We start from the raw sequence: 18,143 nt of genomic DNA, 5'->3' as shown, positions 1-18,143 counted from the left end.
CATGAACAACCCCCTGCCCGCCGAGCCCGGCATTCGCGTCACCCTTGCCGAACTGATCGAGATGCGGCACCGGGTGCGCGAAGTACAACTGTTCGCCTCCCCTGGCCAGCGCAGCCCGATGGCGGGCCTGCACCATTCAAAATTGCGCGGCCGCGGCGTGGATTTCGATCAGGTACGGGTCTATCAGGCCGGTGACGATGTGCGCACCATCGACTGGCGCGTCACGGCTCGCACCCAGGAGCCGCACACCAAAATGTTCCATGAAGAGCGCGAACGGCCGATCTTCATTCTCGCCGAACAAAGCCGGCGGCTGTTCTTTGGCTCGGGCCTGATGTTCAAGTCGGTGCTTGCAGCCCAGGCTGCCAGTCTGATCGGCTGGGCGGCACTGGGGCACAACGACCGGGTGGGCGGACTGGTATTCGGCGACCACGAACATTACGAAATCAAACCCCGGCGCAGCAAGCAGAGCCTGCTGCAACTGCTTAACCGTCTGGTACGGGTCAACCAGTCGCTGCACACCGAAGTGCAGTCCGACCGCGATGCCCTGGGCATGGCGCTGATCCGGGCGCGGGAAGTGCTGCGCCCCGGCAGCCTGGTGATTGTGATTTGCGATGAGCGCGCACTCACCGACGCCGCCGAGCAGCAACTGAGCCTGTTGGCCCGCCATTGCGACTTGATGCTGCTGCCGCTGTCCGACCCGCTGGACCACGCCCTGCCCGCTGCCGGCCTGCTGCGCTTTGCCGAACGCGGAGCACAGCTGGAGCTGGACACCCTCAACTACGACTTGCGTCAGGCCTATCGCGCCCAGGGCGAAGCACGTATTGCGCGCTGGGCGTTGCTGGCACAAAAATTGAGCGTGATGCTGATGCCGTTGAGCACACAAAGTGAAATGATCGAGCAATTGCGTGAATACCTGAACGCCAAACGCCCCGGCAAACCATTATGAAAGACCTGGAACAGCTGCAGCCCCTGATCCAGCCGCCCGTGATCGGCTTCTGGCCGCCTGCGCCCGGCTGGTGGCTGCTGCTGATCCTCCTTGCGGCCCTGGCCTGGGGCCTGTGGTGGCTACGCCGATATCTGCCGGTCAAGCGCCAGCCGCGCAGGGCCGAGCAACCTCTGGACCCGGTGCGGCTGGCGGCGCTTGAAGAGCTTGCAGGTTTCCCCAAACCCTACGACGGCGCACCGGCCGGAGCCTGGCTGCAACAACTCAACGGCCTGCTCAAACGCCTGTGCCGCAACCACTACCCCTACAGCCAGAGCCACACGCTCAATGGCCGCAAATGGCTGGCATTCCTCGACAACCGCTGTCCGGCGGCCGGTCTGACGCGCTGGATGGTGCTGGTTGAAGGGGCCTACAAGCCCGAATGCAAGCTTGATGACAAGGCGATTGCCGGCCTCAATCAAGCGGTTGAAACCTGGATTCGCAAACATGTTTGAGTTCGCCTGGCCCTGGCTGTTCGCCCTGTTGCCGCTGCCCTGGCTGATGCGCCTGGTGCTGCCGGCCGCCGACAGCGGCGAGGCCGCACTCAAAGTCAGTTTTCTGTCTGACCTGGAAGAGCTGGCCCGGCGCAAAGCCCGCGCAACAATGCCTTCATTGCGCCAGCAAATTCCGTTTTTGCTCTTATGGCTGCTGCTGCTGACCGCTGCCGCGCGCCCACAGTGGCTGGGTGAGCCACTGCCCATTGCCGCCAGCGGCCGGGATTTGCTGGTGGCGGTGGATGTTTCCGGCTCCATGGACTTCCCGGACATGCAATGGCACAACGAAGACATCAGTCGTCTCGATCTGGTCAAAAGCCTGCTCGGGGACTTCCTGGAAAACCGCGAAGGCGACCGCGTAGGCCTGATCCTGTTCGGCAGTCAGGCCTATCTGCAAGCGCCTTTGACCTTCGACCGCCACACCGTCCACACCTGGCTGGATGAAGCGCGAATCGGCATTGCCGGTAAAAACACCGCCATCGGCGACGCCATTGGCCTGGCCCTCAAGCGCTTGCGCCAGCGCCCGGCACAGAGTCGAGTGTTGATTCTGGTGACCGACGGGGCCAACAACGGCGGGCAGATCGACCCGCTGACTGCCGCCCGCCTTGCCGCCGAGGAAGGGGTCAGAATTTATCCGATCGGCATCGGCGCCGACCCTGCCCAAAGCAGTGCCAAGGGCATGTTCAGCATCAATCCCGGGGTGGACCTGGACGAACCGGCTCTGCAGGAAATTGCCAAAGTCACCGGCGGTCAGTACTTCCGGGCCCGCGATGGTCAGGAGCTGGCCGCCATCAAAGACACCCTCGACCGACTGGAGCCCGTCGCCCAGCAGCCGACCCAGGCCCGTCCGGTACAGGCACTTTACAGCTGGCCATTGGCCAGTGCCCTGCTGCTGAGCGTGTTGCTGGTGATACGGGAACTGTGGCCAAACAATCCACTGCAACGCTGGCTGAGCAAGGAACATTTTCTGCAACAACATCCCCACTGGCGTTCGCAGCTCAAACGTCTGCGTCTGCGGAGGCGCCGATGAGCACGCTCTGGCCCCACTGGTTCCGTCCCGAATGGCTGTTGCTCTTGCCGCTGCTGTGCTGGTTGCTGTGGAAACTCTGGCACCGACAAAAACGTGCGGGGCGCTGGCAGATGATTCTGCCGGTGGCCTTCCATCGCGTACTGCTCAGTGGCGGCAGCGGGCGTAACAGCAAACTGCCCTGGATCGCCCTGGGACTGGCCTGGCTGCTAGCCCTGCTGGCACTGCTGGGCCCAAGCTGGGAGCGGGTTGAGCAATCCACCCAAAAGCCTGCCGACCCGTTGGTGGTGATGTTGCAGCTCACTCCGGAGATGCTGGCCACGGACAAAAATCCAAACCGGCTGGAGCAGGCGCGACGCAAACTCTACGACCTGTTGCAAAGCCGCAGCGATGCGCAAACGGCCGTCATTGTCTACGCCGGCAGCGCCCATACCCTGGTGCCGCTGTCCGATGACCTGTCCACCAGCCGCAACCTGCTCGAAGCGCTCAAGCCCTCCATCATGCCGCAGCCGGGCCATCGCGCCGATCTGGCGGTGGCCAAAGCCCTCAAGCTGCTGGATCAGGGGGCCCTGGGCCAGGGCCGCTTGCTGCTTATCACCTCATCGCTCAGCGAACAGGAGCGCGAGGGCATCAGCCAGGTCTTGAAGGGCCATACCCCGCAGTTACTGATGCTCGGCATCGGCAGTCGTGAGGGTGCGCCGGTGGTTGATGAAAACGGCCAGTTTCTCAAGGACGACCAGGGCGCCATCCTCATGCCCCGCCTCGACAGCGCGGCCCTGCGGGCCTTCGCCCTCGAAGTTGACGGCCGCTACCGCCAGGCGCGCCTGGACGACAACGACTTGCGCGGCCTGGGCCTGCTCGACGGGCCCCGGCAGTTACGCAATAACGGCCAGACCCTGCAACTGGACACCTGGGCCGACCAGGGCTACTGGTTGCTGCTGCCACTGTTGCTGTTGGCAGCCTGCGCAGGCCGCCGCGGCTGGCTGCTGTGCCTGCCGTTGTTATTGATGCTGCCCCAGCCCGGTTACGCCATGAGCTTCACCGACCTGTGGCTGCGCCCCGACCAGCAAGGTCAGCGTTTACTGGAGCAGAAGAAACCGTTGCAAGCCGTCGAGCACTTCGAGGACGCGCAATGGCAAGGCGTTGCCCTGTATCAAGCGGGCGATTACGCCGCTGCGGCTCAGCGCTTTGCCGAGTCCAACACCGCCAGCGCCCACTATAATCGCGGCAATGCGCTGGCCAAGGGCGGTCAACTGGAAGCGGCCATCGACGCCTATGAACAAGCTCTGGAGTTGCAACCGGACTTGCAGGTAGCGGCACAGAACAAAGCCCTGATCGAAAAAGTGCTCGAACAAAAAAACGCCGAGGCCACCCCGCCGGCCGACAACAAACCCGAGACTGACTCAGAACCGGAACCGGCGCCTGCCATCAGCACCCGTAACAGCAGCGCCTCGGGTGACAGCGCGCAGCAGCAGGAAAACAGTTCGGCCACCGAGCCGGATGCTGCGGCAAACAACAACGATTCCCCGGAACCGCCTCCGCCAGCCAGCAATCCAGAGCCCGGCAGCGAATCCACCGACGATACGACCACCCGCCCCCCGGCGCCGACGTCAGACCACCTGGACGAGGAGCATCGCCAGGCACTGGAACAATGGCTCAGACAGATTCCCGACAACCCCAGCGAATTGTTGCGACGGAAATTTTGGTACGAACAGCAGCAACATCAGGACTCGCCCCAATGAACCGCATTTGCGCCTTGCTTCTCCTGCTCTGCTGCTGGACCGTGCCGGCCCATGCGCTCGGGCTGGTTGCCAGTGTTGATCGCAATCAACTCAACTCCGGCGAAACCGTCGAGCTGACCCTTCAATCAAACGACGCCACCCTGTTCGGCAAACCGGATCTGACACCGCTCCAGGCCCTGTTCGATGTCCGGGGTACGCGCCAGGTCAACCAACTGACCGACCTCAGCGAAGACAACAAGGCCAACACCCGCTGGATCATCACCTTGCAGCCCAAAAGCACCGGCACCGTGATTATTCCGCCGCTGCAGGTCGGTGCCTACCACAGCCTGCCCATCAGCCTGACGGTCACTCAAAGCATCCGCAGCGACAACGAGCTGGCGCCGGTATTTATCGAAGCCGTCCTCGACCAGCCAAGCGTCTACGTTCAGGCCCAGGCAATACTGACCCTGCGCATCTACCACTCGGTTGCCCTGTACGACGACAGCAGCCTGACCCCCTTGCACCTGACAGACGCCATTGTCGAACAACTGGGCGAGTCGCGGACCTACGAGAAATTGATCAATGGGGTACGCCACGGCGTGATTGAACTGCGCTACGGCATTTACCCGCAGAAAAGCGGCGAGCTGATCATCCCGGCCCAGACGTTCAGCGCTACCCAGGTTGACAGCCAGCAAGCCGCCGCCCCTGCCCCGCTGGGCCCCAAGCCTGGAAAAATGGTGCATGTGAGCACAGCCGACATCCCGCTGACGGTCAAACCCAAACCTGCGGACTATCCGGCCAACTCGCCCTGGCTGCCAGCACGCAGCCTTAGCGTCAGTGAGTCGTGGAACCCCGAGCCGGATCACTGCCAGGTGGGCGAATCATTGACCCGTACCCTCACCCTCAAGGCTGAAGGTCTGTCCAGCGCCCAGCTGCCGCCCCTGCCCGCCACCGATGTAAACGGATTGCGCCGCTACCCGGACCTGCCGCAACTGAGCAATCAGATCACCGAAAACGGCCTGGTGGGCAGCCGTGAAGAACGCGAGGCTCTGGTCCCCTCCCGGGTCGGCCAGGTTGAATTGCCTGCCGTCGAGGTGGTCTGGTGGAACACCCATGAAGACAGCCTGGAACGTAGTTACCTGCCTGCACGGACCTTACAGGTCGCGGCCAACCCGAATCTGGCGCTGGATACACCGGTCAGCACCCTGCCTGCGGCAATGAATGACGACTCCACATTGTGGCTCTGGCAACTGAGCACCTTTATCCTCGCCTGCACCACCCTCGCAGGTTTCGGCCTGTGGTGGCGCGCGCGCTGGCAGCCGGCCATTTTACGGGCCGCGCAAACCGGTCCCAGCCCCCGCACCCTGCTCGATGATCTCAAGCGCGCCTGCCTTGCCAACGACCCGCAGGCCACCCGCCAGGCACTCGATGCCTGGGCCCGGCAACAGCCGGAAACCCTGGCCGAAATGGCCGCGCGGTTTGTACTGCTGTCCGATGCCCTGGATGGTCTCAATGGCGCGCTCTACAGCGAAACCGGTCAGCACTGGCAGGGTGAAGAACTGTGGAAGGCCATTCGCAGCATTCCTGCCGCCGAACGTGAGCACGATGCGGGCAGCGAGCCGAGCAGCCTGCCACCGCTCTACCCCAAATAATTTCCAGCCGGCCCCGCGCCCGTGTGTGTACCGGGGCCGGTTTTGCGTCCAGCCTGCGCTGGACGAAGCCCATTTTTTACGGACTCTGTCATGCGCCTGTTTCACACTTCCGACTGGCACCTGGGGCAAAACCTCCATGGCCAGGAACGCGACTTCGAACACGCTTGCTTTCTGAGCTGGCTATTGAGCCAACTGGCCGACCAGCAACCGGACGTGCTGCTGATTGCCGGTGACATCTTCGACACCGTCAACCCGCCGGTCAAAGCCCAGGAACGGCTCTACGACTTTATCGTCAGCGCCCATGAGCAACAGCCCGGCCTGACCATCGTGATGATTGCCGGCAACCACGACTCCGGATCCCGGATTGAGCTGCCGGCGCCCTTGATGCGCCGCCTGCGGGCCCATGCCCTGGGCCGGGTGCTGTGGCTCGACGACGGGCGGCTGGACGCAGAACGCCTGCTGATCCCGCTCCCCGATGCCTCTGGCGAAATTGCCGGCTGGTGCCTGGCGCTGCCGTTTCTGCGGCCCGCCGAAGTCACCGGCGCCCATCTGGGGGATGACTACCTGCGCGGCATCGGCCAGGTCCATGAATGGCTGATCGCCGCCGCCAACGCCCGGCGCAAGCCAGGCCAGGCCCTGATCGCCATCAGCCATGCGCACATGGCCGGCGGTTCGGTCTCGCAAGACTCCGAGCGCAGCCTGATCATCGGCAACGCCGAAGCCCTGCCCGCCAGCCTGTTCGGCCCCAGCATCAGCTATGTCGCCCTGGGGCATTTGCATAAACCCCAGCGAGTGAATGGTGAAGAACGCATTCGCTACTGCGGATCTCCAATTCCGTTGTCATTCTCGGAAATCGGCTACCAACATCAAATCCTCGATGTGCAACTGGATGGCGAAACCCTGGTCAGTGTCGAACCGCGCCTGATCCCGCGGGCCGTCAACCTGCAGCGCATTGGCCCGGCCCCCTTGGCGCAAGTCCTTGAGCAACTGGCCGAACTGCCGGACATCGACTTGCTGGCCGATCCCCAGCGTCAGCCCTGGCTCGAAGTACGGGTCAAACTTGACGAGCCGCAACCCGATCTGCGCCAGCAAATTGAAACCGCGCTGCAGGGAAAATCGGTTCGCCTGGTGCGCATCGCTGCCGAGTACGCCGGCAGTGGTCGGCGCGCCGACGAGGATGACGCCAATGGCCTGATCGAACTCGATCAACTGACTCCCCGGGAACTGTTCAGCCGCGCCTGGCAGGAAAATTACGGCAGTGAAGCCGACGAGCAAACCCTCAACGACTTCGCGCTGTTGCTGCAAGAAGTACAGCTGGAAGGTGAACAACCATGAAAATCCTGGCCATTCGCCTGAAGAACCTCGCCTCGCTGGCCGGCCCCTTTGAGCTGGACTTCACCGCCGAGCCCCTGGCCAGTGCCGGACTGTTTGCCATAACCGGCCCCACCGGGGCCGGCAAAAGTACCTTGCTCGACGCATTGTGCCTGGCACTGTTTGGTGCCGTTCCGCGCCTGAGCAACACCGGGCGCGATGCCAAGGTGCCGGATGCCGATGGCGAAGTGGCCACCGGCGACCCTCGTACCCTGCTGCGTCGCGGCACCGGTGAAGGCTATGCCGAAGTCGACTTTGTCGGCATCGACGGCCGCCGTTACCGGGCCCGCTGGGAAGCCAACCGCGCCCGGGAGAAAGCCGCCGGCAAACTGCAGGCCAGCCGCCAAAGCCTGCGCGACCTCGACAGCGACCAACTGCTGGCCAGCCAGAAAGGCGATTACAAAGTGCAGCTCGAAGCGCGTCTGGGGCTCAACTTCGAGCAGTTCACCCGCGCCGTGATGCTGGCCCAGAGCGAGTTCAGCGCCTTTCTCAAAGCCGATGACAACGAGCGCAGCGAACTGCTGGAAAAACTCACCGACACCGCGCTCTACACCCGCCTGGGTAAACGGGCCTTCGACAAGGCCAAAGAAGCCCGGGACAACCACAAGCAGTTGCTGGACCAGGCCGTTGGTGTGACCCCCTTGACCCCTGAAGCCCGCGTCGAACTGGACCAGCAGTACGACGAAGCCCGGCAACAGCTGAAAAACCGGCAGAGCCAGCTCAAGCAGCTGGAGCAACAGCACAGCTGGCTTAAAACCCTGCGCGAGCTGCAAGAGCAACAACAGAGTGCCGCCGAGCAACTGCAACAGGCGCAAACCCTGTGGCAGAGCCAGGCCGACCAGCGCCAGACCCTCAACCTGCTGGAGCAATTGGCACCGCAACGCCATCAATTTGCCCGACTGGCCGAGCTTGAGGCACAGCTCAGCCCGCTGGCCGCACACATTGCTGCTCACCTGCAGCAACAAACCGCACTCAGCCAGCGCCAGGGGCAACTGCAACAAGCGCTACAAACAGCGCAACTGGAGGCCACCCAGGCTCAGGCCCGACAACGCGAGTGCGCACCCCGGGTGCAGCAGGCACATTTGGCCCAGGCCAACCTCAGTCGCCTGACGCAAGCCCTCGACGCCCAGCAAGTCCTCATGCAGCAAGCGCAACAAGCCTGTGACGAGGGCCAGCAAGGGCTGGCCCGGATGATCGAGCACCAGCAACAAGGTGCCGGGCGCATTGAGCACATCACCCGGCAACTGGAGCAAAGCGCTGAACTGACGCCATTGGCCAATGCCTGGGACGCCTATCGCCCGCGCCTGCAGCAACTGGTTCGCCTGAGCAACAACCTCGGCACCGGCAATAAAGAACTGCCCGCCCTTGAACAACGGGCGCAGCTGGCGGCGCAACAACTCAACGAATTGCGCAACACTCTGGAAATACTGTTCCAGGAGGCCGAAGCCGAGCCGCAGGCCGTCAATGAGCAAATCCAGACCCTGGGCAGCCTGCTCTCCGACAACCATCAGCAACAACGCGCGTTCGAAGACTTGCAGCGCCTGTGCAGCAGCCAGCTTGCACTGGAGGCCCGCTTGCAGGGGTTACAACTCAAGCTGCAGACCCTGCAGACCGAACGCGAACAGCTGATCGAACAAGGCACCGCGACCAAGAAACAATTCGAGTCGGCCGAGCAGGCCCTGCTGGTCACCCAACAGCTACTGGAACGCCAGCGACTGGCTCGCAGCGCCAGCGTCGAAGAACTGCGCGCCCGGCTGCAGGATGACCAGCCGTGTCCGGTCTGCGGCAGTCATGAGCACCCCTATCACCAGCCAGAAGTACTGTTGCAGAGCCTTTCACGCTTTGACGAGGAAGAAGAGGCCAGCGCCCGCAAGGTGGTCGACGGCCTTAAAGAAACCTTGATTCAGTTGCGCGAGAAAGTCGGCGGGGTGAACGCCCAGCACCGCGAGTTCCTCCAGCAACATCAGCACATCCTCGACGAACAACAGGCCCTGGCTCCCGGCCTTGAGGCGCATCCGCTGTATCCGCAATGGCTGGCACAAGATCCGGCCAGGCGTGAGCAGTGGCTGACCCAGCGCCTGGGCCAGTTGCAACACAGCATCAACCAGGATCAACAGCGCCAGAACACCCTGCTGGCCCTGCAAAAAGAAGCCGCACAATTACAGCAGCAAGTGCAGCGCAGTACCGAGGCCAGCCAGTTGGCCGCGCAACAGCTGGCCGAGCAACGCCTGCACCTGCAAGCCGACAAGCAGCGCCTTGGCGATGAGCTGGCGGAATTCGCCGGCCTGTTGCCCGAGGCGACTCTCGCAGCGCTGCGCGATAATCCGTCAGCCTGTTTTATGGCGCTTGACCAGCAAGTGGCCGATCGACTGGCGCAACTCGATCAACTGCGCGATGAACAATCGGAGCAGGCGCAACGGGCGAGCCAAATCGAGCGGGCGCAGTATCAGCAAGCCAATATCACTAAAGAGCTCGAAACCCTGCAACGCAGCGTGCTCGAACTGACCGCGCAACAGCAGTCGGGCCAGCAGGCCCTCCATGAGCTACTGGGCGATTACAGCAGTGCGCAACTATGGCAACACAGCCTGGAACAGGCAGTGGAACAGGCCCGTGTGGCCCAGACCGAAGCAGAGCAGGCCGTGCAGACCTGCGCCAACCAGTTGCTGCAACTGACCGCCGAGCTCAAGGCGCAACAGCAACACCAGCACGCACTGCAACAGGAACACAGCACCCTCAGTGCTCAGGTTGCGCAATGGCGTGCGCAGCACAGCGAACTGGATGACAGCCGTTTGCAACAGTTGCTGAGCATTGACGAAGCGCAATTGCGTCAGTTGCGCCTGCAACTGCAAAACAGCGAGAAGGCCGTAGAGCAAGCCCGCGTTCTGTTGCAGGAGCGCGACCAACGTCTGAATCAGCATCAGGCCCAGGCCAACGGCAACCTTGACGCCCAGGCACTGGACAGCGCCCTGAATGAGCTGCACGGCCTGATCAACACCAGCGAACAGCAATCTGCGGAGTTACGTGCCCGGCAAGCCGAAGACCAGCGCCGCCAGGAGGCCAACCAGGCACTGGCGCAACGCATCAGCCAGGCCTATGACGAATGGCAGCGCTGGGCACGGCTCAATGCCCTGATCGGTTCCGCCACCGGCGACACCTTCCGCAAAATCGCTCAGGCCTACAACCTCGATTTGCTGGTGCACCACGCCAATGCACAGCTGCGCCAACTGGTGCGCCGCTATCGCCTCAAACGCGGCGGCAGCATGCTCGGCCTGCTGGTAATGGATACCGAAATGGGCGACGAACTGCGTTCAGTCCACTCGTTGTCCGGCGGTGAGACCTTCCTGGTGTCACTGGCTCTGGCCCTGGGTCTGGCGTCAATGGCGTCCAGCACGCTGAAAATCGAATCACTGTTTATCGACGAAGGCTTCGGCAGTCTCGATCCCGAGTCGCTGCAACTGGCAATGGATGCCCTCGATGGGCTGCAGGCCCAGGGCCGCAAAGTCGGAGTGATTTCCCATGTCCAGGAAATGCACGAGCGCATCCCCGTGCAAATTCAAGTGCGCCGTCAAGGCAACGGCCTGAGCACCGTGGAGGTCAAATGACCCTGCTCTATTCCTTCCGTCGCTGCCCCTATGCCATGCGGGCGCGCATGGCCTTGCACTACAGCGGCGTACCGGTGTCGATTGTGGAAGTCAGCCTCAAGGCCAAACCTGCCGAAATGCTGGCAGCCTCGCCAAAAGGCACAGTACCGGTACTGGTGTGTGCCGATGGCAGGGTCATCGAACAAAGCCTGGACATCATGCACTGGGCACTTGAGCAGCATGATCCGGAGCATTGGCTACAAGGGGCCTGGGGGGAGCTGATTGAAGAAAACGACAGCCGCTTCAAGGCCAGTCTGGATCGTTACAAATACGCCAACCGATACCCCGAGTACCCGATGGAGCATTACCGGGGCCAGGGGGAAGCCTTTTTACAGCGCCTGGAAGATTTGCTTGAACAGACGCCGTATCTCGCCGGGCCGCGATTGAGCCTGGCTGATGTGGCCCTTGCGCCATTTGTGCGGCAGTTTGCCCACGTCGATCGGGACTGGTTCGAGCAAGCCCCCTACCCGCGCCTGAGAGCGTGGCTGGAGCGGTTTCTGGCAAGCGAGTTATTCACCTCAATCATGGCCAGGTCCTGAACCCAAACCTGCAGGAGCGAGCTTTTCCTGGATCAAAAGCTCGCGAGGCAAGCTCGCTCCTACAGGGGCTTCAAGGGCAACGTCAGTCCTTACCGCGCACCATGCTTTGCAGCACCCCGTCCCGGCGAATCCAGCCATGGAACAACGCCGCCGCCAAATGCAGCAATACGGTAAAAAACAGCAAATACGCCAAGTAGGTATGGGCCTTGCGCAAAAAGGCAAAGGTGCCGGGACTGGCCGGCACTATCCCGGGCAGCTGCAAGGAACTGCTGAGCATTACCGGATCACCCGCTGCCGAAATCATCGCCCAGCCCACAATCGGCAAGCAGAACATCAACCCGTACAGCAACAGGTGAGACATCCTGGCCGCCAATACCTGGACCGCCGGCAGATCCGCCGGCAACCCTGGCTGGCGGGTTGAAAAGCGCACAAACAGGCGTACGACTACCAGCAGCAGTATCGCAATGCCCAGAGGCTTGTGCAGATTCAACAGCCATTCATGGCGCTCGGACACCGATGCCGCCATGCCCGCACCAATAAACAACATGGCGATAACCATCACCGCCATCAACCAGTGCAGAAAACGCGCCACCGGGGCGAAATGTGAGACTGGAGCGCTCATGGCCGTTTCTCCTGGGAAAGCTGATCGACTTCACTGGTGCGCCGCAGATACGAACTGGCATAGGCCGCCGAACGTGCCGCCAGCAACGGGTCATCCGAAGGTTCAATGCCCCTTGGCAGAATCAGCGGGTCATAGTTGATATCGCGACATTCTCCCGAGTTCTGTTGCTCGGCCTGTTGCAACACCAGGGTGCCGGCGTTGATCACCTTGCGCCCGGCAGGCCAGGCCTTGCTGGCGTCATTGACCGGGTCACCGGCCTCGGCCAGGGTCAGGTTGAGCTGCCATTTCAGCGGCCCTGCGGCCAGGCGCCGGGTCAGGTCCTGTTCCAGATAGTCAGCATCATCGGGCGCCGTGGCGCCCGGGGCATCCTGGCCTTCAGGTACTACGCCCCAGCGCACGGCCTGACGTTGCCCGGCAGCATTGACCAGATAAAACGCATTGATCCCGTTATAGCTTTCGGTGGCGAAGCTGGCTGATGGCTTCGCGGTTTTGACCCACTGCAGGAACGGGGCTGATTCAGGGTGCGCCGCAAAAAACCCGGGCATGGCCCCGGGCCGGGGTTTACCGGTTGCCGGATCCGGCGCGCCGGCTTGCAGCATCTGGTAGAACGCCTCGGGGGTGCCCACTGCAAACACCGGCATGCTGTTCATGCCAGTGCGCCATTGCTGGCCGTTGGCCTCGGTGAAGCGCAGCGCCAGGCTGCGTATCGGCACACTGCTGTCGGGCGCGTACGGATTGCCGCTGGGCAAGGCAAAGCGCCCCACCACCGGGGTGCGCCCGTCCTCGAAAACCTGGGCCCGGGACAAACCCTGGGCATTGCCGTTGCTCTGGAAATACCCCACCACACAGATACCCTTGGCATGGTTGCGTCGGTACCCCGGATACACACCGTTGTTGTGCTCCAGCGCATTGACCAGGGTTTTAGGGCGCAGGCGCTGGGAATCCAGCGTACCGTTGACGTAATAAAACGCCCCGGCCATGACCACCACAACAACACCGATCCCGGCCAGACGCAGCATCACACTGGTCGGGCTCAACGGTGGCTTGGCAGGCCGCACAGGCGGCAATTGATCTACCATAAAAAACTCCAGGGCCACGGGGCCGTCAGGTGGATTGCCTATGAGACGAAGGCCGGACCGGCTTATTCCCGCGGTAGAGGAAAGTTTTTCAGGCATTTATTTTTGCCCCTCGGGAATAACCATCAATCCTGGTCGTCTGCATGCTGATGACCCCGACTAACAGACCAACGCCTTGCAGGTCCCCATGTCACCCTTTGACGAGCAACTGCGCGAACTGATCCCGCGCCTCAGGCGATTTGCCCTGTCGCTGACACGCCACTCCAGCAATGCCGACGATCTGGTGCAAACCTGCCTGGAACGGGCACTGGCCAGCGTGGCGAGCAAACGTCCCGAAGGCGATTTGCGGGCCTGGCTATTCACTATTTTGTATCGCCAGTTTGTCGACAACCATCGGCGCTCGCGGCGCTATGCCCGCATGCTCGAATTTTTTACCGGGCGCGATGACACTCAGCCCTCAACCGAACGCACAGTCATCGCGCAGTCGACGTTGCAGGCATTCGAACGCCTGGGCACCGAGCAACGGGCCTTACTGCTGTGGGTATCGGTGGAGGGCATGAGTTACCAGCAAGTGGCCGACATTCTGGAGGTGCCAATTGGCACCGTGATGTCGCGTCTGTCACGCGCACGCCAGGCCTTGCGCCAACTCAGCGAAGGCGAAATCACCCGCCCTGCCCTGCGGAGACTGAAATGATCACCACCCCACCCAGTGAGCGTGACCTGCACGCTTATGTCGATTACGCGCTCAGCGAGGCTGAACGCCACCAGGTTGAGCAGTATCTGCAGGCCAACCCTGAAGTCGCTGCCCGGGTGCAAGCCTGGCAGCGGGACGCTCAGGTGTTGCGTACTACGTTGCAGCAAAGCCTGCAGCAGCCGGAAAATCCGGCACTCGACCCCGTAGCCATACGCCAGCGATTGCACCGCCAGTCACGTCGCCAGTGGGCAACAGCGGCAGTGCTGTTAATCGCCGTGAGCATCGGCGGCGTCGGCGGCTGGCAAGCCCGACAAATCACTCAGGGCTCCGCTGGCTTGCCCATGACCGATGCACTGGCAGCCCATCGCATGTTTGCGCTGCAGGGCTTTCTGCCGGCCGACTACAAGGTGCAGCAAAGCAATGACATGCAGGGCTGGATAGATGGTTATTTCAATCAGGCCGAACGCTTGCCGGACCTGAGCGGTGCGGGCTTTCGGCCGGTCAGCGGGCGATTGCTGACCACCGATCAGGGCGGTGCGGCGATGGTGTTGTACGAGAATGGCCAGGGCCAGCACATCAGCTTCTACATCCGCCCGCCCGGCCCGCAAAACAACCTGTTACCACGGGGCAGCCGGCGCGATGGCGATTTGCAGGCGGACTACTGGTCCGGGCCCGGCTACAACTACGCCATGGTCGGCCCGGCAGACGGCCCAACCACAGAATTGCTCGAGACAGGACACAACCTGTAGCCGCGAATAAAAGCTCAATATTTATTGAGCCCCTGCAGGAGCGAGCTTGCCTCGCGAGCTCTTCCCGACAAAGCTGAAGAGCTCGCGAGGCAAGCTCGCTCCTACAAGGGGGGCAGATCATTTCAGGCTACAACTACGCCATGGTCGGCCCGGCAGACGGCCCAACCGCAGAGTTGCTCGAGACAGGCCACAACCTGTAGCCGCGAATAAAAGCTCACTATTTATTGAGCCCCTGTAGGTGCGAGCTTGCCTCGCGAGCTCTTCCCGGCAAAGCTGAAAAGCTCGCGAGGCAAGCTCGCTCCAACAGGGGGGGCAGGTCTTTTCAGGATTGGGTTTTATGGTCCAGGGCGGCGTAGAAGTTAGCGCTTTGCTGCAGGTATTTCTGGGTATAGCTGGGGGATTTTTTGTCGCTGATGAGCACGCTGGCACTGGCAGGCAGGGCCACGGTGGCAGAGATGGCGGAAGCAGCAATCACGGAGAAAAGATTGAAATTCATGGCGGTAACCCTCGACGATTCAGTTGGCTTGCTTGCCTTTTCAGGCCGTGGAACCAACTTAACGCCAAGGGTCATCCCGCAGAAATTCATTGCAGCACTAGCCTCTATCAGCAGGATTAATAGAGGCCTGCAAGCCCCTGATTACGGGCGTTTGATGAATTTCAGATCTGAAGGCGCATCCATGGCCAGGGTTTGCAGGGTTTTACCCAGCTTGCCGGTCTGCGGGTCGCGCTCCAGCACCACGATGGCATTGCTCATCTGATTGGCGATCAACAGGAACTTGCCGTTGGGGCTCAGGGCAAACTCCCGGGGATGGTCTCCCTCAACCGAACGGCGTTGAATCTCGCTCAGCTCACCGTTCGCCGGATTGATTGCAAATACCAGAATTTCATTGGCCTTGCCGCGGTTGCTCACGTAAAGAAACTTGCCATCCGGCGACGCATGCACCGCACCTGCGGCACGATTTTGCGCTGGCTGGCCGTGGGCCAGTTCAAGTGCCTGGCGCTGCTTGAGCTGACCGTCGACATAGTCGAACACAAACACCTGGGCACTCATTTCAGTGGTCAGGTACGCGTGCTTGCCGTCCTTGGAGAACAACAAGTGACGCGGACCGCTACCCGCCGGCAACTCGACATAGGCCGGATCGGCAGCCACCAAAGGATGCTCGGGGTTGGCCGCCGGATCGTACTTGTAGACAAAAACCTTGTCGGCCCCCAGGTCACTGGCGAATACAAACTTGCCGTCCGGTGAAGACACCACCGAATGCACGTGTGCCGACATCTGGCGCTCGGGGTTTACCCGGCTGGCCGGATGGCTGCTCATCTGGGTCACAGGCTGCAACTCGCCCCGGGCGTTTATCGGCACCACCGCCAGGCTGCCGCCCGGATCGGCGTGCACACCGTAGTTGGCAACAAACAGGTAGCGCTCGTCGCCGCTAAGGCTGGAATGGGTCGGCTCTTCGCCCAGGGTCTTGACCTGGTTGATCAGGTTCAGCTCATTGGTTTTCGGATCGATCGACAAACTGCTGACACGCCCCACCACATCGGCCTGGCCCTGCCCGTTTTCATTGACCACAAACAGGCGGCTTTGATCGCGAGATAAAGTCAGCCACGAAGGGTTGGCGGCCTTGAACACTTGCAGCGGCTCGGGGGTGAGCCGCCCGCTCTGACTGTCGAACTGTAAACGGTAAATCCCCTGGCTCTTGCCCTGGGTATAGGACCCTACCAGCAGCTCGACCTCAGACCCGAAGGCCGCCTGCGCCGACATGGCGCCAATGCTTGAAGCCATCAACAAGGGTAACCATTTAAACTTCATCAACCACCTCAGTGTCATCGTCGTCATTGCTCGCGCTAAATGCGCTGAGGCAAACCAGGCGGTGCTCACCCGAGTCGCCGGTCAGGGTCCAGCTTTTCAATGCTTGGTCAAACACGGCTGCATCCAGCTGTGCGAGGGTGAAGCTCCAACGCTTTTCGGCACGACCATCCATGCACTTGATGAGCAACTGCACATCGTCCAGAGAAAAATCCCAGGCATGCAGCCCGTCAATTTCCAGCATGTCACTGGTTTCAAGGGCTGCACGCAAGGTCTGGTTTGAATCGCTCATTAATCTATCACCTGTTGGAAAGGCGTAATGATAGGTCAAACCTGCGTACTAACCCATGGATGAATAGCTCTGGCGGCTGATTAATGATCGCTAGCCGGACGGGCACTGGCGGCAAACTCATCGGGCTTGAGTGCATGTTTGCGCTCCAGGGTGCGATACACCACCACCGTCAGCAACAGCCCGAACACCATCACCCCCGAAAGGAAGTACAGGCCCGACGCCAGGTTGCCGGTGTGTTCCTTGAGCGCACCTATCACGAACGGTCCTATATAGCCGCCCAGTTTGCCCACCGAGTTGATCAGGGCTATCCCGGCGGCAGCACTGGCACCGGCAAAAAAGCGCCCGGGCAAGGTCCAGAAAATCGCCGTGCAGGAGAACAACGAGAAAGCCACCAGGCACAGAGCCCCCAGTTGCAGTGCCGGAACCGTCAGCCATGCACTCAGGAACAGACCGATCGCCCCCAGCACATACAGGCCGCCCAGGTGGCCGTAACGGTCATTCAGGCGATCCGAGCTGCGGGGAATGATCAGCAAGCCGATGATGCCGAAGATGTAGGGCACCGAGGACACGAAGCCGGTTGTCAGATCGCTGCCACCAAACTGCTTGATCAGCGTCGGCAGCCACAGGCCCAGGCCGTAGATGCTCAGGGTGACGGGTAGATAGAACAGCGCCAGCAGCAACACCCGCTTGTCTTTCAAAGCATGCAGCGGATTACCGTGGCGGGTCTGGCCGTATTGCTGCAGGTCTTTTTCCAGCTCCCCCAGCAGCCAGCTCTTCTCGTCCCGGGTCATCCAGTTGACCTGTTGCGGGCCGTCCGGCAGGTAGCGCAGTACCGGCCAGGTCAACAGGATGGCCGGCATGCCGATGACAATGAACAACCATTGCCAGCCATGCAGCCCCAGCACCCCGTCCATGCCCAGCAGGCCGCCGGACACCGGGCCGGTGATCATCATGGCGATGGGTTGCGAGAGGATGAACAGGCCCAGGATCTTGCCGCGATGGCGCACCGGGAACCACTGGGTGATGTAGTACAGCACGCCAGGAAAGAAGCCTGCCTCGGCGACACCGAGCAAAAAGCGCATCACGTAGAAACTCTGCGGCCCCTGGACAAAGGCCATGCCGATGGTGATCGCGCCCCAGGTCAGCATGATCCGGGCGAACCAGCGCCGGGCGCCAAAGCGCTCCAGCATCAGGTTGCTGGGGATCTCCATCAAGAAGTAACCGATAAAGAACAGCCCGGCACCCAGGCCGTAGGCCGCATCGCCAATGCCGATGTCTGCGCCCATATGCAGCTTGGCGAAGCCCACGGCAGAGCGGTCCACATAGGCAATCAGGTACAGCAGGATCAGAAACGGAATGAGTTTTAGCGTGATGCGGCGGATAAGCCCGGATTCCTGGCTCATGTGACGGTCTCCCATTGTTTTTGTTATGGCACCTCTGGAGTGGCCTCAGGCGGGAAAATGCCAGGATCAGCTC

General features: G+C 61.7%; 16 protein-coding genes. 10 read left to right on the top strand and 6 right to left on the bottom strand.

What is annotated here, in order from left to right:
* Nucleotide 1 precedes the first annotated feature (1 nt).
* The 8 genes from JQ845_RS21120 (at nt 2) to JQ845_RS21085 (ending at nt 11,427) form a co-directional block, all read left to right on the top strand.
* Nucleotides 2-946: a DUF58 domain-containing protein gene (locus tag JQ845_RS21120; RefSeq protein ID WP_003444727.1), complete on the top strand. Its 945-nt coding sequence runs from the start codon at nt 2-4 to the stop codon at nt 944-946.
* Entirely contained in the window at nt 943-1,437 is a 495-nt protein-coding gene (locus JQ845_RS21115) for a DUF4381 domain-containing protein (RefSeq protein ID WP_003444728.1), read from the top strand. The genes JQ845_RS21120 and JQ845_RS21115 overlap by 4 nt, the downstream gene beginning before the upstream one ends.
* Complete coding sequence (locus tag JQ845_RS21110) at nt 1,430-2,506, top strand: vWA domain-containing protein (RefSeq protein WP_203009422.1); 1,077 nt, start codon at nt 1,430-1,432, stop codon at nt 2,504-2,506. The genes JQ845_RS21115 and JQ845_RS21110 overlap by 8 nt, the downstream gene beginning before the upstream one ends.
* Nucleotides 2,503-4,245, top strand: a complete 1,743-nt coding sequence (locus JQ845_RS21105) for a VWA domain-containing protein (RefSeq protein WP_160627390.1) — start codon at nt 2,503-2,505, stop codon at nt 4,243-4,245. Before JQ845_RS21110 ends, JQ845_RS21105 begins: the two co-directional genes overlap by 4 nt.
* The gene (locus tag JQ845_RS21100) at nt 4,242-5,876 is read left to right on the top strand and encodes a BatD family protein (protein ID WP_003444734.1); all 1,635 of its coding nucleotides are present in this window, start codon (nt 4,242-4,244) and stop codon (nt 5,874-5,876) included. Before JQ845_RS21105 ends, JQ845_RS21100 begins: the two co-directional genes overlap by 4 nt.
* 90 nt (nt 5,877-5,966) lie before the next feature.
* Nucleotides 5,967-7,211 carry an exonuclease SbcCD subunit D C-terminal domain-containing protein gene (locus JQ845_RS21095; protein ID WP_003444736.1) on the top strand — a complete coding sequence of 415 codons (1,245 nt, stop codon included), beginning with the start codon at nt 5,967-5,969 and terminating at the stop codon, nt 7,209-7,211.
* Nucleotides 7,208-10,849 (top strand): AAA family ATPase, encoded by a 3,642-nt coding sequence (locus JQ845_RS21090; RefSeq protein WP_203009421.1) that lies wholly within the window; start codon nt 7,208-7,210, stop codon nt 10,847-10,849. Before JQ845_RS21095 ends, JQ845_RS21090 begins: the two co-directional genes overlap by 4 nt.
* Nucleotides 10,846-11,427, top strand: coding sequence for a glutathione S-transferase (locus tag JQ845_RS21085; protein ID WP_161720209.1), 582 nt, complete (start codon nt 10,846-10,848; stop codon nt 11,425-11,427). Before JQ845_RS21090 ends, JQ845_RS21085 begins: the two co-directional genes overlap by 4 nt.
* A gap of 82 nt (nt 11,428-11,509) precedes the next feature.
* Here JQ845_RS21085 and JQ845_RS21080 read toward each other — a convergent pair whose 3' ends face one another.
* Both JQ845_RS21080 and JQ845_RS21075 read right to left on the bottom strand, forming a co-directional pair.
* Nucleotides 11,510-12,049: a cytochrome b gene (locus tag JQ845_RS21080; RefSeq protein ID WP_003444739.1), complete on the bottom strand. Its 540-nt coding sequence runs from the start codon at nt 12,047-12,049 to the stop codon at nt 11,510-11,512.
* Nucleotides 12,046-13,128, bottom strand: a complete 1,083-nt coding sequence (locus JQ845_RS21075; protein WP_010657359.1) for a catalase family peroxidase — start codon at nt 13,126-13,128, stop codon at nt 12,046-12,048. Before JQ845_RS21075 ends, JQ845_RS21080 begins: the two co-directional genes overlap by 4 nt.
* Nucleotides 13,129-13,312: 184 nt before the next feature.
* Between JQ845_RS21075 and JQ845_RS21070 the strand changes: the two genes are divergently transcribed.
* The gene (locus tag JQ845_RS21070; RefSeq protein WP_003444741.1) at nt 13,313-13,819 is read left to right on the top strand and encodes a sigma-70 family RNA polymerase sigma factor; all 507 of its coding nucleotides are present in this window, start codon (nt 13,313-13,315) and stop codon (nt 13,817-13,819) included.
* On the top strand, nt 13,816-14,568 hold the full coding sequence (locus JQ845_RS21065) for an anti-sigma factor family protein (RefSeq protein ID WP_203009420.1): 753 nt from the start codon (nt 13,816-13,818) through the stop codon (nt 14,566-14,568). The genes JQ845_RS21070 and JQ845_RS21065 overlap by 4 nt, the downstream gene beginning before the upstream one ends.
* A 322-nt stretch (nt 14,569-14,890) precedes the next feature.
* Here JQ845_RS21065 and JQ845_RS21060 read toward each other — a convergent pair whose 3' ends face one another.
* From JQ845_RS21060 to JQ845_RS21045, 4 genes are all read right to left on the bottom strand, one after another.
* On the bottom strand, nt 14,891-15,064 hold the full coding sequence (locus JQ845_RS21060; RefSeq protein ID WP_003444762.1) for a hypothetical protein: 174 nt from the start codon (nt 15,062-15,064) through the stop codon (nt 14,891-14,893).
* A 141-nt stretch (nt 15,065-15,205) separates the two neighbouring features.
* On the bottom strand, nt 15,206-16,378 hold the full coding sequence (locus JQ845_RS21055; protein WP_203009419.1) for a lactonase family protein: 1,173 nt from the start codon (nt 16,376-16,378) through the stop codon (nt 15,206-15,208).
* A complete protein-coding gene (locus JQ845_RS21050; RefSeq protein WP_202210565.1) occupies nt 16,368-16,667 on the bottom strand; it encodes a DUF5629 family protein in 300 nt (99 codons plus the stop codon). Before JQ845_RS21050 ends, JQ845_RS21055 begins: the two co-directional genes overlap by 11 nt.
* A gap of 80 nt (nt 16,668-16,747) precedes the next feature.
* Nucleotides 16,748-18,070, bottom strand: a complete 1,323-nt coding sequence (locus JQ845_RS21045; RefSeq protein WP_203009418.1) for an MFS transporter — start codon at nt 18,068-18,070, stop codon at nt 16,748-16,750.
* Nucleotides 18,071-18,143 lie beyond the last annotated feature (73 nt).

It is taken from the genome of Pseudomonas paraversuta, assembly GCF_904063065.1.
Classification (GTDB): domain Bacteria; phylum Pseudomonadota; class Gammaproteobacteria; order Pseudomonadales; family Pseudomonadaceae; genus Aquipseudomonas; species Aquipseudomonas paraversuta.
Note: the sequence above shows the minus strand (reverse complement) of the source record. Positions and strands in the feature narration are given on the sequence as shown.